The sequence below is a fragment of the Streptomyces sp. NPDC101225 genome (genome assembly GCF_044767585.1).
GTDB lineage: Bacteria > Actinomycetota > Actinomycetes > Streptomycetales > Streptomycetaceae > Streptomyces.
In genome coordinates this window covers 1-16,084 of sequence record NZ_JBIWOE010000063.1, presented here as the reverse complement: position 1 = coordinate 16,084, position 16,084 = coordinate 1, and the positions used below count along the sequence as shown (strand labels likewise).

Annotated in this window: 15 protein-coding genes and 1 pseudogene; 9 read left to right on the top strand and 7 right to left on the bottom strand. The window is 66.6% G+C overall.

The genetic code is table 11. From position 1 onward, the window contains the following. Positions 1–297: 297 nt before the first annotated feature. Positions 298–1,500 (bottom strand): IS110 family transposase, encoded by a 1,203-nt coding sequence (locus ACIRPX_RS43030; RefSeq protein ID WP_404205579.1) that lies wholly within the window; start codon positions 1,498–1,500, stop codon positions 298–300. A 580-nt stretch (positions 1,501–2,080) separates the two neighbouring features. Between ACIRPX_RS43030 and ACIRPX_RS43025 the strand changes: the two genes are divergently transcribed. Then, positions 2,081–3,076 carry a zinc-dependent alcohol dehydrogenase family protein gene (locus ACIRPX_RS43025; RefSeq protein ID WP_404205578.1) on the top strand — a complete coding sequence of 332 codons (996 nt, stop codon included), beginning with the start codon at positions 2,081–2,083 and terminating at the stop codon, positions 3,074–3,076. Positions 3,077–3,436: 360 nt separating this feature from the next. Here the strand turns inward: ACIRPX_RS43025 and ACIRPX_RS43020 are convergent, their stop codons facing one another. Further along, positions 3,437–3,598: a hypothetical protein gene (locus ACIRPX_RS43020; RefSeq protein WP_404205576.1), complete on the bottom strand. Its 162-nt coding sequence runs from the start codon at positions 3,596–3,598 to the stop codon at positions 3,437–3,439. Between the two features lie 387 nt (positions 3,599–3,985). Between ACIRPX_RS43020 and ACIRPX_RS43015 the strand changes: the two genes are divergently transcribed. Then, complete coding sequence (locus tag ACIRPX_RS43015; protein WP_404205575.1) at positions 3,986–4,741, top strand: SDR family NAD(P)-dependent oxidoreductase; 756 nt, start codon at positions 3,986–3,988, stop codon at positions 4,739–4,741. 104 nt (positions 4,742–4,845) lie between these two features. On the opposite strand, the gene ACIRPX_RS43010 is transcribed toward ACIRPX_RS43015, so the two are convergent. Then, positions 4,846–6,480 (bottom strand): IS3 family transposase, encoded by a 1,635-nt coding sequence (locus ACIRPX_RS43010; protein ID WP_404205574.1) that lies wholly within the window; start codon positions 6,478–6,480, stop codon positions 4,846–4,848. After that, entirely contained in the window at positions 6,447–6,782 is a 336-nt protein-coding gene (locus tag ACIRPX_RS43005; protein WP_404205573.1) for a transposase, read from the bottom strand. Before ACIRPX_RS43005 ends, ACIRPX_RS43010 begins: the two co-directional genes overlap by 34 nt. A gap of 116 nt (positions 6,783–6,898) precedes the next feature. Between ACIRPX_RS43005 and ACIRPX_RS43000 the strand changes: the two genes are divergently transcribed. From ACIRPX_RS43000 to ACIRPX_RS42985, 4 genes are all read left to right on the top strand, one after another. Then, a complete protein-coding gene (locus ACIRPX_RS43000; RefSeq protein ID WP_404205572.1) occupies positions 6,899–7,510 on the top strand; it encodes a TetR family transcriptional regulator C-terminal domain-containing protein in 612 nt (203 codons plus the stop codon). Between the two features lie 103 nt (positions 7,511–7,613). Beyond that, complete coding sequence (locus tag ACIRPX_RS42995) at positions 7,614–8,321, top strand: isochorismatase family protein (protein WP_404205571.1); 708 nt, start codon at positions 7,614–7,616, stop codon at positions 8,319–8,321. Between the two features lie 36 nt (positions 8,322–8,357). Then, the gene (gene cynS / locus ACIRPX_RS42990; RefSeq protein ID WP_404205570.1) at positions 8,358–8,801 is read left to right on the top strand and encodes a cyanase; all 444 of its coding nucleotides are present in this window, start codon (positions 8,358–8,360) and stop codon (positions 8,799–8,801) included. A 456-nt stretch (positions 8,802–9,257) separates the two neighbouring features. Beyond that, positions 9,258–9,464, top strand: a complete 207-nt coding sequence (locus tag ACIRPX_RS42985; protein ID WP_404205569.1) for a hypothetical protein — start codon at positions 9,258–9,260, stop codon at positions 9,462–9,464. Between the two features lie 184 nt (positions 9,465–9,648). Here ACIRPX_RS42985 and ACIRPX_RS42980 read toward each other — a convergent pair whose 3' ends face one another. Next, a complete protein-coding gene (locus tag ACIRPX_RS42980; RefSeq protein ID WP_404205568.1) occupies positions 9,649–10,233 on the bottom strand; it encodes a TetR family transcriptional regulator in 585 nt (194 codons plus the stop codon). Positions 10,234–10,294: 61 nt separating this feature from the next. Here ACIRPX_RS42980 and ACIRPX_RS42975 point away from each other — a divergent pair, with 61 nt between their 5' ends. From ACIRPX_RS42975 to ACIRPX_RS42965, 3 genes and pseudogenes are all read left to right on the top strand, one after another. Next, positions 10,295–11,284 (top strand): aldo/keto reductase, encoded by a 990-nt coding sequence (locus tag ACIRPX_RS42975; protein WP_404205567.1) that lies wholly within the window; start codon positions 10,295–10,297, stop codon positions 11,282–11,284. A gap of 150 nt (positions 11,285–11,434) precedes the next feature. Then, positions 11,435–12,160 (top strand): annotated as a pseudogene (locus ACIRPX_RS42970) (SDR family oxidoreductase); the annotation flags it as partial. Positions 12,161–12,242: 82 nt separating this feature from the next. Further along, positions 12,243–13,304 (top strand): class I SAM-dependent methyltransferase, encoded by a 1,062-nt coding sequence (locus tag ACIRPX_RS42965; protein ID WP_404205566.1) that lies wholly within the window; start codon positions 12,243–12,245, stop codon positions 13,302–13,304. Between the two features lie 126 nt (positions 13,305–13,430). Here the strand turns inward: ACIRPX_RS42965 and ACIRPX_RS42960 are convergent, their stop codons facing one another. Together ACIRPX_RS42960 and ACIRPX_RS42955 are read right to left on the bottom strand one after the other, a co-directional pair. Then, entirely contained in the window at positions 13,431–14,513 is a 1,083-nt protein-coding gene (locus tag ACIRPX_RS42960; protein WP_404205565.1) for an aldo/keto reductase, read from the bottom strand. Between the two features lie 1,050 nt (positions 14,514–15,563). After that, positions 15,564–15,701, bottom strand: coding sequence for a hypothetical protein (locus tag ACIRPX_RS42955; protein WP_404205598.1), 138 nt, complete (start codon positions 15,699–15,701; stop codon positions 15,564–15,566). Positions 15,702–16,084 lie beyond the last annotated feature (383 nt).

The following is a 16,084-nucleotide window of genomic DNA, read 5'->3' as shown; positions in this document are numbered from 1 at the left end:
CGTTGAACCGGAGATGTGCATGCGCGACACCGTCCTGCGCCTCGTCGTCACCACGGGCAGGAAGCAGGGACAGCAGACAGCACCCCTTGCCTGTGACCGTCATGCGGATGCTGCGAACACGACGAACAGACAACCGCAGCAGCTAGGGAGAGGCGCGAGGCACGGACGCCCTGTCGAAACGTGTGACAGCAAGGCCGGTTCTCTGTTCCGTTCCGCTCGGACCCCGAACACGGCCGCGCGTTGCCTGCCGCAACGATCGCCGGTGTGGTGTGCGGGGGGGGTCCTCTATGTCTTTCGTCAAGCGAGGCGTGGGGTTCTGGGTTCGTAGAAGGTGCCGTCGCGGAGCATCGCGAAGAGCACGTTGATCCGTTGTCGGGCCAGGCGGAGGAGTGCCTGGGTGTGGGTCTTCCCGCGGGTTCGGCATTTGTCGTAGTAGGCGCGGGAGGCGGGGTCGTGCAGGGCGGCGAACGCGGACAGGAACATCGCGCGTTTGAGCTGTCGGTTGCCGCCTCTGGGCGCGTGTTCGCCGTGGATCGAGGTCCCGGACGACTTCGTGGTCGGGGCGAGGCCGGCGTAGGAGGCCAGGTGGGCGGCGGTGGGGAAGCTGGTGCCGTCGCCGACGGTGACCAGCAGCGTGGCGGCGGTCCTGACGCCGACGCCGGGCAGCGACGTCAGGACCTTCGAAAGAGGGTGGTCCTCCAGCAGGGCTGTGATCTGGGCTTCTGTGGCCCGGCGTTGTTCGTGGACGGTGCCGAGGGAGCGGGCCAGGGAGGGAATGACGATGTCGAGGGTGCCGGTGCCGGGGACCACGACGGTCTGTTCGTCGAGTGCGTCGAAGACGTCGTCGATCAGCCGCTTTGCCATGCGTGGGGCTTTGGGTCGGATCACCTCGACGAGCCGGCGGCGTCCGGCCTTTCGCAAGGCGGCCGGGGATCCGTAGCGTTCCAGCAGCCAGGTCACCGCGGGGTGGTCCAGGCGCGGGCCGAGGACCCGCTCGAGACTGGGGTGGAACTGGGTGAGCAGGCCGCGGATCCGGTTGGAGGTGCGGGTGGCCTCGGCCGCCAGGTCCTGGTCGAAACCGACGAGCACGGTCAGCTCGGCGGTGATCTCGTCGGTGAGTTCCAGCGAGCGCAGGGTGTGCGGCATGGTGCGGGCCGCGTCTGCGATCACCGCGGCGTCCTTCGCGTCGGTTTTCGCCTCGCCGGGGTAGAGGTCGGCGATCCGCCGCATGGCCAGCCCGGGCAGGTAGGCGACCTTGCAGCCGGTGTCCCGGGCGACCGTGAGCGGGAGGGCGCCGATGGAAGCGGGCTGGTCCACCACGACGAGGACGGTGCCGAACTTGGTCTTCAGCTTCTCGAAGACGTCCCGCAGTTTCGGTTCGGTGTTGGGCAGTTGCTTGTCGAAGACCTTCTTGCCGGTCGAGGTGAGTCCGTGCCCGTGATGGTTCGTCTTGCCGACGTCCAGGCCGAGGAAGACGCCTATCTCGTCGTTGTCGTTCAAGCCGTCCTCCCGAACGGATGTCGTACGTGCTGGCCGGGGCGTTGGCGTCGTGCGCGCATCCACGTTATGCAGACCTGCCGCCCGCAAACGGCCGGGCATTGCGCGGGGCCAGGCGGTAGTCGGACCTCTGATCAGCGTCTCCAACGGCGCCTCTCGGGCCCGGTGGCACCACCCCCCAGGTCATGCCTTCGACAGGGGGGAACAGCCATGCCGGGCCCGGAGGCCAGCGGTCCTCTTGCAGGACCGCGAAGAAGATAACGGGGGGGCCGCGCACGGAGACCACAGATTGCCTCTCACAATGGACGCCAGCCTCAAACTGGGTGGTGCAAAACGCTCGCATGGCAGCCCGAATTTATAACTGGTCATACGCGCACAGATATGTTGCCGGGGCGCACAGAATCAGGGAAGTGCACGGCCTGCTCACCTCCCCATGTTTAGTGTTGTATCGCCATCAGGGGGGCAGGTGCGGCAGGAGTAGGTGCTGCGTGCTTTCGCAGCCAGACGTCCGAATTTAGGATTACAGCTGAGGGCATGAGCCAACCCCCTTCGCCGCATTTCCCTACTATCAAGTGTTCTAGAAATGAGACAGGTTGTGCGCGCGGTAATTCTAGACGGAGTGGACGGGCCTCTCGAAGTAGGGGAGCTGGAGAACCCGGTCGCCGGCCCTGGGAGGGTATTGATACGGATCGCGGCGAGCGGTGTGAATCCGTTGGATACAAAAATCCGCCGTGGGCAGGCGCCGCATGCGCAGCGCAAGTTCCCTGCCGTGCCGGGCCTGGACATGGCAGGCACTGTCGTGAGGGTGGGGCCAGGGGTAACCGGGTTCCAGCCGGGCGATGAGGTCTACGGCATGACTGGCGGCGCTGGCGACCTTCAGGGCTCGCTCGCCCAGTACGCCGCGGTGGATGCCCGGTTCCTGGCCCACAAGCCGACGTCCCTGAGTATGCGCGAGACCGCAGCTCTGCCCCTCGTGGTGATCACAGCATGGGAAGCTCTGATCTACCGTGCGCAGGTCAGAGGTGGTCAGAAGGTGCTTGTGCATGGTGGTGCCGGAGGCATTGGTCACGTGGCCGTCCAGATCGCACGCTCGCGTGGGGCCGAGGTTTTCGCCACCACGACATCGCGTGATTTCCCTGTAGTGGAGGGCTTCGGAGCTGTTCCGATCGACTACACCTCAACCGCCGTGGAGGACTACGTCGCCCGGTATACCGAAGGCGAAGGCTTCGACGTTGTCTTTGACACGGTCGGCGGCGCGGTCCTCGACGCCTCCTTCGACGCGGTGCACCCATATACGGGGCATGTGGTCAGCGCGCAGTGGGGGAGTCACAGTATTTCCCCACTGTCCTTCCGTAGCGCCACCTACTCTGGGGTTTTCGCTCTCGCCCCCATGCTGTCGGGCCATGGCCGTCAGTACCAAGGTGAAATCATGCGTGAAGCTGCCGCCCTGGTGGATGCCGGAACTCTGAAGCCTCTGCTTTTTCCCGACCGCTTCGCTCTGTCCGACGCTGACGATGCCTATGATGCAGTCGAGAGTCGCACGAGGCCAGGCAAGGTCGTCGTCGATGTCGAGCACTGACGCCACCTGCTTGCGGTGGTAGCACTATTTCATGGAGTCAGCCCATCTGATCGGCCACGGCTGTCACCCGTGCCCTTCACATCGCCGAGTGGACGAAGGGCAGGGTCTGGGCCAAACCCCCGCCGCCTGCGAACTCGGTGAGTTGGACTGGTCCCCAGCGAAACGACCCCGGCGATGCCTGATGCGGTGGCAGTGGCCACCCCCTGGTCCACGCACCTATCGCGTCCGCGGGCTACATGCGGCACGCCTGGATCAGTTGGTCGGATGGATTCGGCGCCAACGTGGTGGGACGATCGCCGTGTCCGGCGCAAGCCTCGGCGCAGGCGAGCGCAGGCGCCCGTCGACAGTGTCGTGCGCTGGTCAGTTCGGATTCAGGCGGGCGTCCAGGGCGATCGGGGAATGGCTTGCCGTCGGGACCCTCCAGGTCGATGCCATCCGGAGCGCGCCGGTGGCATCCCAGCACGCCGGCACGGCGAGCAGCTGTCGTTGCAGCGGGAACAATCGTCGGTCCTGCAGCGCCATGCGCATCACCTCACCAATCGTGGCTGGCACCCGGGCCGTTGCCAGTGGCTGCTCTGCTTGGTCCGGGCAGCAGCGCCCGCACTCTGGAGGGAAAATGCGCCAACCCTGCACGCGTAGCCGAACCTGGGCCGATACACCCGGGGTGTCGCCGACAAGGCATCACACTTCTGCCGTCAGTCGGTCCTAGGAGCACAGCAGTTGGGAATTCCCGCCGACTTCGCGCTAGGTCACCCGAGACGGTACGGGGCGGCGCTGACGCGCCCGCCGCAGTGATCGACTCCCAAGTCTTCGCATAGTTTGCCCACCATTTTTTTGGACTTGCAAGTCCATTTTTGGGTTGGCATGGTTGCCGCTCCCAGCCTGTTTTGTAGAGAAAGGCACCGCGTCATGCCCCAGCGACTCACCGGACGGACGGCCCTGGTCACCGGTTCCACCACCGGCATCGGCGCCGCCATTGCGGCGGCCCTGGCCGCCGAGGGCGCGTTTGTCGTCGTCAGCGGACGTGACGAGCGTCGCGGCACAGAGGTGGTGGCACAGATCGAGAAGAACGGCGGCACAGCGGCCTTCGTCAAGGCGGATCTGTCCGGCGGTGCGGATGTGATCGGCCGCTTCGCCGCCGACGCGGTCGCCGCGGCTGGTGGACGGATCGACGTGCTTGTCAACAATGCGGCGCTCCTGCTCGCTCCCACCCCCACCGCCGAGGTTACGCAGGAGACCATCGACGAGGCGCTGGCCGTGAGCGTGCGGTCGCTGTTCCTCCTCACCGGCATGCTGGCGCCGGCCATGGCCGAGCGTGGCCACGGCGCGGTGGTCAACCTGGGATCCATCAACGGCATGCGGGGGATGGCGCATTCGGCGCTCTACAGCATGACCAAGGCCGCCGTGCACTCACTCACCGCGTCGTGGGCCGCGGAGTACGGGCCGCACGGCGTCAGGGTCAACACCGTCGCGCCCGGCCCCACCCTCACGGAGAAGGTGGCGGCGATGCAGGAGGCCCTGGCGCCGATCATCGCGGGCCTGCCTTCCCGCCGCGCCGGTACCCCGGCGGAGGTGGCCGCCGCTGTCGTGTTCTTCGCGAGTGACGAGGCATCTCAGATCCATGGCGCCACCCTCACCGTCGACGGCGGATTCACCGCGGTGTAGTCACGCCTGCTGAAGGGGAATACCGGTGGCGGCCACTCGGTGGCCCTCCCGTTCCAGGACCTGTTGCGATGCCGCGGCCAGGACAAACCAAGTCCCCGCGGTGGTCATAGCGGCGGCTTCCGGTCGCGTAGGGCGCTGTCGGGTTCCAGCAAGGTACCCAATCGCAGAATCGTGCTCTCGTCGAACCAGGTGGAGGCCAGCTGCACGCCAATGGGCAGGCCGTCGCCGGTCATGCCGAATGGCACCGACAAGGCTGGCAAACCAGTGAAGTTGAACGGGACGGTGGCCCTCACGATATGGGCGGCCGGCACTGTGTCCCCGTCGATCACGTACTCCGCCTGGTTGGGGATGGGAGCGGCAATCGGCACCACAGGACACAAGAGAGCATCGAATTCGGCGAAGTAGGCGCTGAACGAGGCTCTCAGTCTTTCGACGGCCTGCTGCGCCGCCACGTAGTCGGCCAGCGATACCTCGGGCTGGTTGAGCGTACGGGTGATCACCGGGTGGAGTTCGTCCGTCCGGTCGGCAACGTGCTCACGGAAGTAGGCAACCGTCTCGGCTCTGAACAGGGCCAGCCGCAGCTCCGCATAGTTGAGTTCTTCGAGTGCAGGGATGCGGACAGGCTCCACGCGGATGCCGAGTCTGCCCAGCACCTGCGCGGCTTGCTCGACGGTGGCGGCGACCTCGGGATCGATCGGGCCGAAGCCCGGCCGCACCAGCCAGCCCACCCGGATCTCACCGTCGGTCGGGACCGGGCGGGCTCGATCACGCGGCGCCGTCGCGTATCCGTCGATGCCGTCCGGCCCGGAGAGCACGGACAAGGCCAGTTCGAGATCGCGTTCGTAGTCGATCGGGCTCTTGAACCCGCATACGCTGTGTAGCCGCCTGGTGTTGTAGAAGTCGGTGATCCAGGTGGCGATCCTGATCCGGGCCTCTGTGCGGGTGGCGAAGGCGTGCCGGTGGACGTACTCGACCTTGAGCACACTGTTGAACGCCTCGCTCACGGCGTTGTCGAAACAAGATCCGACTCTGCCCATGGACTGGGTCACGCCCAGTCGCCGGCAGGCCCGGCGAAAGCGCCGCGAGCAGTACTCGCTGCCCCTGTCCGTGTGCATGATCACGCCGCGGACGTTGCCGCCCCGGGTGGCCGCGGCCATGTTGAGTGAGGCCACCACCAGCTCGGCGTCGTGACGGACGCCCATCGCGTAGCCGAGCAGCCGCCGGGAGAACAGATCGATGACGGTGGCGAGGTAGAGCTTGCCTTCGCCGGTGTCGATCTCGGTCATGTCGCCCGCCCAGACAAGGTCCGGTTCCTCGGCGGTGAAGTCCCGGCGCACGAAGTCCGGGGCCGCGGCCCGCTTCCCGGGCCGGGTCAGGCCCCGGCGCCTTCGGATCTTCCGTCCGGCCAGGCCGAGTTCGGCCATGAGCTTGGCGACGGTGTTCACCGACACCCGCCAGCCCCGGCGGATCAGCTCGATGAACACCTTAGGCGAGCCGTAGGTGCCGCCCGAGCCGCGGAAGATCTCCTCGATCTCCTCCGCCAGACGCTGCCGGCGCATCTCCCGCGCCGTCGGCGGGCGGTCGCGCCACTTGTAGAACCACGACTCCGACACCCCAAGTGCCCGACATGCGGTGCGGTACGGAATCTTCTGCTCGGCCTTGCAGCTGCTGATCACCCCGACCGCCACGGCCGGGTCCGCGTCAGCTACTTCACCCACAAGGCCACGAATCGCTTGCACACATCACGCTCCATCTCCAGCTCGCGGATGCGCTTGTCCTTCTCCCTGGCCTCGGCCCGCAGCCGGTCCAGCTCCGCGCGCTCACTCTCCCGCAGCCGACCACCGGAAGGAGACGGCTCTGCCGCCGGCCGGTCCGACGACGGCGACCCGTTACGCCGCGCCCGCGACACCCAGCTGTGCAGTGTCCCGGAATGGATGCCCAGATCCGCGGCCACCTCCGGGACCGGCTTCCCGGTCTCCAACACGATCCGTACCGCCCCCTCGCGGAACTCCGCATCGTAGAGGCGCTTCTTGGATGCCATGACCCCAACTATCCCTCCGGTCACGGTCTCCACAGTAGGAGGGGAACCTCACCTGAGACACCCACCCAAGGCGCGGGCAAAGCATCCATAGCTGACCACTCGGTTACCATCAGAGGATGCCGCGCCCAGCCAATCCGCTCGTCCGTGAGCGCCTCCTTACCGCAGGCCTTGAACTGATCCACACGAACGGTTTCAACGGATGCGGCATCAAAGAGATCACCGACAGCGCCGGTGTGCCCAAGGGATCGTTCTACAGCTACTTCGCCAGCAAGGAGGACTTCGCTGTCGCGGTGCTCGAGCACTACTGGGCATCCATCGAACGAGACTTCGGCTTCCTCCTGCGAGATGCGTCCCGGCGACCCATCGAACGCGTCACGGCCTTCTTCCTGGCCATGACGGAACACAACGCACAGCGGGACTTCGCCATGGGCTGTTTCGTCGCCAACATGTCGCTCGAACTGGCCGACCACAGTGCGGACGTGCGCGAGAGGCTGGGTCACATCATGGATCGATGGACGGACTTGGTCGCAGTGTGCCTCCGTGAGGCTCAGGCACGCGGCGACCTTCGGGGTGACGCGTCCCCGAAGGAACTTGCCTTCGTGATCGTCGAGGCATGGGAGGGGGCGGTGATGCAGGGCCGCATCCGACAGCAACGGGCCCCCTACGAAAGGTTCGTTACTCGGACGATCCCGCTTCTGCTGGAAGCATCAACTGTTTCCGTGAAGTAAAAGGTTGATGCCCGGCGGACGGGGACCTCCGCAAGCCCGTAAAAAGATGACTGGTCAGCTATGCTCGTCTCTCGCCCACCCCAACACGAGGAGTTGTCCCCTTATGTCCGATGCTCGTGTCTACGCCGAACCTGCAAAGCCTGCACTCCCCGGAAGCGGATTCGTGCTCGATCCCGCACGTGCGGCATTGGTGATCACTGACCCGCAGATCGACTTCCTGAGCCCGAAGGGCGTTGCCTGGCCTGTCTTTGGCGACAGCATCACGGAGAACGGCACCATCGACCACATCGGCCAGCTCCTCGCCTCCGCGAAGGCGGCAGGGATCACGGTTGGCGTGTCACCCCACTACCTCTACTCCTCCGACCAGCAGTGGCAGTTCGGCGGCCCGCTGGAGCAGTTCATGCACAGTGTCGGCATGTTCCGCCGCACCGGTCCGCTCGCCCTCGACGGCTTTACCGACTCCGGGGCAGATTTCCTGCCGGAGTACAAGGAACACATCCTGGACGGGAAGACCATCATCGCTTCCCCGCACAAGATCGTGGGGCCGGAGTCGAACGACCTCATCCTCCAACTGCGCAAGCGTGGCATCACGCAGGTGATCCTGGCCGGTATGGCCGCGAACCTCTGCACCGAAGGCCATCTCCGAGAACTGGTCGAGCAGGGGTTCGAGGTCGTGGTCGTCCGCGATGCCACCGCCGGTCCCCGACTGCCGGAAGGCGACGGCTACCTGGCCGCCCTCATCAACTTCCGCTTTCTGGCCAGTGCCGTGTGGTCCACCGAGCACACCATCAGCCAGCTGAATGCGGCCTGACGTTCAGTCAACCCACTGGAGATGAAAGCCGCAACTATGAACAGAAACGTAGTCACCGAGCAGATCATCGAAGCGAAGATCCGCCACGGCATCCGGTGGTCAGACGTGGCGGAATCGGTCGGAGGAAGCAAGGAGTGGGTCACCGCCAGCTGTCTGGGCCAGATGGCCTTCACCGCAGAGCAGGCGGCCAAAGTGGCAGACATCTTCAAGCTGCCTCCCGAGGCGATCGCTGTGCTGCAGGTTCCGCCGACCCGAGGCACGCTGGAGTCACCCGTGCCGTCGGATCCCCTTATCTACCGGCTCTACGAAATCGTGAGCGTCTACGGCACAACCCTCAAGGAACTCATCCACGAGGAATTCGGTGACGGCATCATGAGTGCCATCGACTTCCGAATGGACGTTGCCCGCCTGGAGCACGAAGCCGGCGACCGAGTCGGTATCACCATGAGCGGCAAGTTTCTGCCCTACAAGCCCTACTGAGGTCCTCTCCGGCGGGTTACTGACCTGGGCCTGTTCGAGCCCCAGCACTGTCACCTTGACGATGGAGGGCTCTTACACCGCCTCACCGGACCGGGCGATAGGCGGCCGTTGCCGGGCTGCCCTTCACTGGACGTGCTCGTGGCCGACGCGGGCGCGGTTCCGCGCGGTGAGGCAGCCCCCTGGGCCGGCAGCGCAGAAGTTCGTTCGCGGCGCATACGCCACACCGGGGGAGCCTGAACGGCGGTCACCAGACAGTCGGCGGTCTGGTGACCGCTCTCCTGCGTGCCGGGGCAGGTGAGCATCCCGCCGCCCCGGCCGAGCAAAGCCGCCGGCGTCGCCGTGCTGTGTCCCCGATGCTGTTCAAAGCCGCCAAAGTGCTGAGTAGTTGATACCGCGCCGAGCATGCGCGCCATCCCTCTTCCTCGGAGGGATGGTGTCGCGGTCCTGACTGCGTCAGTGCTCGACATCGACGCCGACCTTGCCGGCGGCGGTGTGGCTCTCGACCGCATCGTAGGCGTCGGCAACACAGGACAACGTGAAACGGCGGGGCACCCCGGCTCAAGCAGCCGTGCATTCGTCAGTGGCCCCGGCATCAACTGCGTTAGAGCCCAGGCTTTTCACCAGGCGCAGCACCGTCGCCTCGTCGTCGGCGCGACGATGTAAGCGCTGCTCTGACGCTGACCCGCCAGGCTGTGATGCGTTGCCAGATCGTCAAGGGGCAATGCAGGAGCCAGCGTTACAGCGCGAAACAGCCAAAGGACTCCGCCGGACCGTGAATACTGCCAATCGGCGCGGTCTGTGCGCATACGGTCCGACAACCAGACCAGCCTCTGACCTGCTCGTCAGGTCACTGGTGGTATCCCACCGACGTGAAGGCGTGGTCCAGGATGTCCGCGAGCGGTCGGGCGCCGTCCTCGGCGACCCATTCTTCGAGGGCGGCGTCACAGCACGACAGTGCGCTGAGGACCAGGGCCCGGGCCTGTAGGGCGTCGGCTTCCGTGTTCGAGCGCAGTACGGGGATCAGGAACTCTGCCCACTCCTGGTGCTTCTGGGTGCTGCGGGCGCGCAGCGACGGCATGCTCAGCAGCACTCGCATCGCGCGCAGTGCGCGCCCGTCGTCGTTCGTGGTGATGTCCACCAACGGCTGGAGCGCCTGACGTAGCGCGGTCCAGGGCTCCAGGTCGGTGCACTGCTCCAGCTCTCTCCGGATGAGTTCACCGTTGGCGGCCGCGTCGACCAGGACCGTGTCCTCCTTGGACGAGAAGTACCGGTGGAAAGTCCTTGCCGAGGTGCCGGCCGCCTTCACGATGTCGCCGACGGTCACGTGGGCGAAGCCATGCTCTTCGAACAGATCGATCGCGGTCAGGGCGATCTGGCGGCGTACGGCGTCGCGCGCGTGCTGGCGCAGGGGGATCGGGGCCACATCCGTCATACGGGCAAGTCTAGTCGGACACCATTGGCAGACTCTGCCACTAATGGCCTACACTGCCAGCATGATGAATGAACGACTGCACAAGCGCAGGCTCGGCCGGCAGGGTCTTGAGGTCGCCGAGATCGGATTCGGTGCCATGGGCATCTCGATCGCCTACGGCGAGGCCGACCCCGCGGGGGGCGCTGATGCCATCCGGCGGGCCCACGATCTCGGCGTGACTATGTTCGACACTGCCGAGCTGTACGGATGGGGAGACAACGAGCGAGTCGTGGGCGCGGCAGTGGCCCCCTTCCGGGACGAGGTGACGATCGCCACCAAGTTCGGATTCACCCCCGACTTCGGTGTCGACAGCAGGCCCGAACACATCCGGAAGGTGGTCGAGAACTCACTGCGCTTCCTGGGCACCGACCACATCGACGTGCTCTACCAGCACCGGCCCGACCCGAAGGTGCCCGTCGAGGACGTCGCCGGAACGGTGAAGGAGTTCATCGATGCCGGCACGGTGCGCTACTTCGGGTTGAGTGAGGCGGGCGAGAGCACGATCCGCCGCGCCCACGCGGTCCAGCCGGTCTCCGTGCTTCAGACCGAGTACTCGCTGTTCGAACGCGACGTGGAAGTCCTCTTCCCCGTGCTGCGCGAACTCGGGATCGGCTTCGTGCCCTACTCCCCGCTCGGCCGGGGCTTCCTGACCGGCACCGCCACGCCGGCCGACCAGTACTCCGACGACGACCTGCGCCGCCGGGACCCGCGCTGGCAGCCGGGCAACTTCGAGCGCAACACCGACGCGACGGCCCGGCTCGCCCGCCTGGCCGCCGACAAGGGTGCGACGGTCTCCCAGCTGGCGCTGGCCTGGGTGCTGTCCCAGGGCGAGGACATCGTGCCGATCCCCGGCACCCGCAGCGCCGCCCGCGTCAGCGAGAACGTCGCGGCCGCATCGCTCGACCTCACCGAGGGCGACCTGGGGCGGATCGCCGAGATCCTTCCGCGTGGCGGCTACGGCGCCCGCTTCCCAGACGATCTCCCCGACCACCTGGTGCCAGCCTGGGACTGACAACGTCGAGCGGATCTTTGCCGTCCGGAGTCAAGCGGCCGCTCTGGACGATGACCCCGCACGGTTCGCCTCAAAGGCGTTCCCAAACAAGAGATCGAGACATGACCACCACACGACGGACCGCGGTCCTCATCACGGGGGGCGACCTCAGGCATCGGGCGGGCCACTGCGCTCCACCTCGCGCGCAAAGGCTTCCACGTGATCGCGACGGGGCGCACTGAGACGGCGCTCGCCGACCTCGCTCGCGAGGCGGACGACACACTTGACACCCTGGCACTCGATGTAACCTCCAGTGACTCGATCGAGGCGGCCGTGGCCGAGGTTGACCGCATCACGGAGAGCCGCGGACTCGACGTACTGATCAACAACGCTGGCTTCGCCTTTGCGGTTTCCGCGGCGGAGATGAGCGACGAGGACCTCCGGGCGATGTTCGACACCAACGTTTTTGGCCTCATGGCGGCAACACGGGCCTTCGTCGGCAAGATGATCGCCCGCGGCGCAGGCCGGGTGGTGAACCTCTCCTCCGTGGGTGGTCGCATGACCACCCCACTCCTCGGCGGATACAACGGCACCAAGTACGCAGTGGCATCGCTCTCCGACGCGCTTCGGATGGAACTGGCCCCCTTCGGTGTCCGCGTCATCCTCGTTGAACCCGGAGGTGCGCGTACCAACTTCGCCGGGACCAGCATGAAGGGCCTCGCTCGTTACCACTCCGCCGATTCGCCCTGGACCGACACCTACGAGCACGCCGGCAGCATGCTCGTGCGGGCCGAGAGGATGAGCGTCACGCCCGACGTGATTGCCCGTACCATTGCCCGCGCGGTCACAGCCCGCTGCCCGGCGGCGCGGTACGTTGAACCGCCCCGTGTCAGGTAGTTCGGTCGAACTCGTCAGGGCCAAGCCCAGTCCGCAGCGCTGACCACAACACCAACTCGACCGAGACAGGACCAAACGCTCAGTGAGTGCAGGCGTTCCTCAGTGCGGCAACTGCTTCAATGAGCATGATGGTTCTGATCTCAACTTCCGTTCCGATGAGGGGTTTTCGATGTCCACATCTGCTTCCTCCACTGATCCCGGCCCTGTTTTGAACCTGGAAGACGACCCGTCAGCCGTGCTGGAAGCCGCATCGTGGGCACTGGCCGCGCTGATCGGCACGCTCAGTGACGCGGCCACGCTCCCCCTGGAGCAGGTGCTGGCGGCCGATCGGCCGCGGACGGCCGTTCTGGAAGCTGCTGGGCTGGTGCGCAGGGACGGGGACGGGTTCATCGCGCACCCGTCCTGGGTGTATCCCGACGGGCCGACGGCCCGCAGCGCGGCGGCGGCGCGTCTGAGTTCGCTGCGCCAGGCCGTGACGGCTGCGGCGCAGAATCCGGCCGGTGCCGCCGAGGGTGCCTGGGCGGGGCAGGATGACGCGGTCTTGCTGAATCAGGGGCGGGCGTCGGCGAATACCGGTCGCGCACTGGCCACCCGGGTGGTTCCGGCCTTGCCCGGCCTGGAGCAGCGGCTGGCGGACAAGGGAAGTCGCGTCCTGGATGTCGGTACGGGTGTGGCGGCGCTGGCGTGTGCCGTCGCGCGTGCGTTTCCGCACGCCGAGGTCGTGGGCATCGACATCATGGAGCGCGTTCTGGATCTGGCCCGCAAGGAGTTGACTGACACCGAACCGGAGGTCGCCGACCGGGTCTTGCTACGCCATCTGGATGTCGCGGAACTGACGGAGCGGGACGCGTATGACCTCGTCTGGCTGCCTGCACCCTTCCTGACCGAGGCGGTGCTGGATGCCGCCGTACCACGGCTGGTCGACGCGCTCCGGCCGGGCGGCTGGATGGTCGTGGGCACCAATCCTGCGGTCGCCGACCCCCTGAGCCGGGCCATCGCCGGGTGGACTGCCGTACGCAACGGTGGGAACTCCTACGACACGGACCGGATAGTGGAGATTCTCGCCGCTTGCGGGCTGGGGGACGCGCGGCGGTTTCCCACCGTTCCGGGCGGCCCGGTGCTTGTCGCGGTCCGTCTTGACTGACCGCCCTTCTTGCGCGCAGTCCCCCTGCCATCGGGGCGACGATTCCGTCTACGGCGCAGCTCACAGGGCGCCGGTTGGCCTGTTCCTGCCCGACGGCGAGATGACCGGTGTGCGGGGCTGGCGGGATCAGTAGCGGACATCGCTCTGCAGCAGCGGCGGGTAGACGGTGGATGCTTCGCCGTCGACGGTCGTGCCCGCGAACTGCAGCATTGCCCGCAAGTCCCCGTGCATGGGGGCCGGGTAGTTCAGCACCGGGGCCGAGACCTCGTCGAGCATCTGCACCTGCCCGGGGCTGAGGGACACTTCCAGTCCGGCAAGGTTGTCCTGCAGATGTTCCAGTCGGCGGGCGCCGATGATCGGTACTACGGTGCCCGCCCGGGCAAGCAACCACGCCAGCGATACCGCTGCGGGGGTGGCGCCCAGTTCGGAGGCCAGCGAGGCGACCGCCTCGATCACCGTGAACTCGCTCTCGTCCGGACCGCCGATCAGCGTCCTGCGGGCAGAGTCGGTGACTTCGGTGTTGCGCCGGTACTTGCCGGACAGGAAGCCGCCCTTGAGCGGCCGGTAGGGCACCAGCGCCATCTTCTGGTCCGCTGCGAGCGGGGCGAGTTCGCCCTCGACGGTGCGGGCCAACAGCGAGTATTCGACCTGGAGCGCGATCAGCGGGGCCCAGCCGCGCAGCATCGCCATAGTCTGCGCCTGCGCGGTGACCCACGCCGGGGTGTTGGAGAAGCCGATGTAGCGGATCTTTCCGGTCCGAACCAGGTCGTCCAGCGTCCGCATGGTCTCTTCGACGGGAGTGTTGCGGTCCCAGTTGTGGAGCCAGTACAGGTCCAGGTAGTCGGTTTGAAGCCGCCGGAGGGTCTCATCGAGCTGGGCAATGATGGACGACCGTCCGGCGCCGCCGCCGTTCGGATTGCCGGGGAAGAGGTTGAAGAAGAACTTGGACGCCAGCACCGTGTGCTGGCGTCGGCCGGGGTGCCGCGCGAAGAACTCCCCGATGATCTGCTCGGAGTGCCCGTTGGTGTAGAAGTTCGCCGTGTCGATGAAGTTCCCGCCCAGGTCCAGATACGAGGCAAGGATCTTCTCTGACTCCTCCACGCTCGATCCCGCGCCCGGCGGGTCTTCACCGAAGGTCATGGCGCCCAGCGCAAACGGACTGACGCGCAGTCCTGATCTGCCCAGGGTGACGTAGCTGTCCAGCGGCATGGATGGTCTCCGCTCGTTTCGGGCCGACCTCTCCGATGGGCCGATCCCTCCCAATGAAATACCGACGGCCGGCTCATCGGTAGAACGATCCGCGCGCGTCCTTGCACGATCCTGTCGATTTGGCCGCCGGCTATGCAGGCACGCCGGGCCGGATAGCTGACCGCTCGGAGCAGCACAACTTTGCATGAGGCTGATTGCGGGCCTTGATGCCCTGTCACGCGGTGGGTTGGGCCGGACGTAGGCGCTCGCAGTCTCCGGGCGCCCCCGCTCCTCCCCGAAGCCGATGAACCCCCTCGGGTGGAAGGTTGTTACTCGATGTCGATGACTGCCTTGCCGGTGACTGTTCCGTTTTCGACCACGGTGTACGCCGCGGCAGCGTCGGCCAGGGAGACGGCGAGGAGCGAGCAGGGGCTTGATGCTTCCCGTTTCGGCAAGTTCTGCACTTTTCGGAGGATCTGGCGATCCTATTGTCGGCCGTGGCCGGAGAGCATGGGGGGCCAGAGCGAAGACCCCAGAGTAGGCGGCGCTGCGGAATGCCAGCGGGGGAAATGCTGTGGCTGCCCCAGCGGGCACTGACGCCGTGGCCGGTGCGTGCGGACCGCTTCGAACGAGGCGTCCAAGGTGGGGCTGCCGACGGTGTCGATGTCGGCGTCCTCGCCGCTAGAGTACTGAGCGAGGTACTCCCCAACGGGTTGGTGGCGTAGTCGATCGGGGTGGCGCGGAGGTGTTCGACGGTGTCGAAGCAGTGTGCTGAGGCGGTGGCGAAGACTTCGGCACCCGTGCATGGGCGATCTGGACGGCCAAGTGCCCAACACCGCTGGCGCCACCGTGGACGAGCACCGTGTGGCCGGCGCGTACCAATGCGCGGCAGACCAGGCCCTCCCATGCGGTGAGGACACCACCAGCGGCAGGGCGCGGTCTCGCGCATGGTGAGGGTGGCAGGCTCGCGGACCAGCAGGTGAGCGGCTGCGGCGTACTGAGTGAGGGAGCCCTGCAGGGCTCCGGCGCCTTCGGGCATCCCGTACACCTCGTCGCCAAGGGCGAACTCGGTCACTGCGGGGCCGATCTGCTCGACGGTGCCGACAGATCCAGGCCCGGCACCGCGGGGAACCCACGCTGGGCGTGCGGGGCCGTTCCGGTGCGGATTCTTGTGTCCAGCGGATTGACGCTGCTCGCCTTGATCCGCACCAACACCTGTCCGGGACCGGTGACCGGTGTCTCCAACTCCTGCACCGTCAGCGGCCCGTCGTTCTCTTCAAGAACTACCGCGCGCGTGATCCGTCACTTCGGGTGTCAAGGGTTTCACCTGACGTCTTGCCGCTCCGGCGGCCTTGGCCAGGTGTGCGCCAAGACCGCCGGAGCGGCAGCGCTCCGACATGCCGCCGCCTTGCCCGGCGCGGTGTCGGGCAAGGCACCGCTGGGAAGACTGGCGCCGGGCATGGACGGGGCAGTGGGATACGGGTTTGGCCCGGTGTCAGTGCGTTGTGGCAAAGGGAGTCCCTGTTCGATGAACAGGGACTTCTTCGTGTGCGGGGCATGATCGCGGAGGTGTAGGGGCAGGCAGCGGACGG

Excerpts from the sequence above, each read along its gene's own strand:
- ACIRPX_RS43000 (WP_404205572.1), top strand. The coding sequence starts at position 6,899 with ATGCCGCGCCCAGCCAATCCGCTCGTCCGTGAGCGCCTCCTTACCGCA.
- ACIRPX_RS43025 (WP_404205578.1), top strand. The coding sequence starts at position 2,081 with ATGAGACAGGTTGTGCGCGCGGTAATTCTAGACGGAGTGGACGGGCCT.
- ACIRPX_RS42995 (WP_404205571.1), top strand. The coding sequence starts at position 7,614 with ATGTCCGATGCTCGTGTCTACGCCGAACCTGCAAAGCCTGCACTCCCC.
- ACIRPX_RS43005 (WP_404205573.1), bottom strand. The coding sequence starts at position 6,782 with ATGGCATCCAAGAAGCGCCTCTACGATGCGGAGTTCCGCGAGGGGGCG.
- ACIRPX_RS43020 (WP_404205576.1), bottom strand. The coding sequence starts at position 3,598 with ATGGCGCTGCAGGACCGACGATTGTTCCCGCTGCAACGACAGCTGCTC.
- ACIRPX_RS42975 (WP_404205567.1), top strand. The coding sequence starts at position 10,295 with ATGATGAATGAACGACTGCACAAGCGCAGGCTCGGCCGGCAGGGTCTT.
- cynS (WP_404205570.1), top strand. The coding sequence starts at position 8,358 with ATGAACAGAAACGTAGTCACCGAGCAGATCATCGAAGCGAAGATCCGC.
- ACIRPX_RS42960 (WP_404205565.1), bottom strand. The coding sequence starts at position 14,513 with ATGCCGCTGGACAGCTACGTCACCCTGGGCAGATCAGGACTGCGCGTC.
- ACIRPX_RS43015 (WP_404205575.1), top strand. The coding sequence starts at position 3,986 with ATGCCCCAGCGACTCACCGGACGGACGGCCCTGGTCACCGGTTCCACC.
- ACIRPX_RS42980 (WP_404205568.1), bottom strand. The coding sequence starts at position 10,233 with ATGACGGATGTGGCCCCGATCCCCCTGCGCCAGCACGCGCGCGACGCC.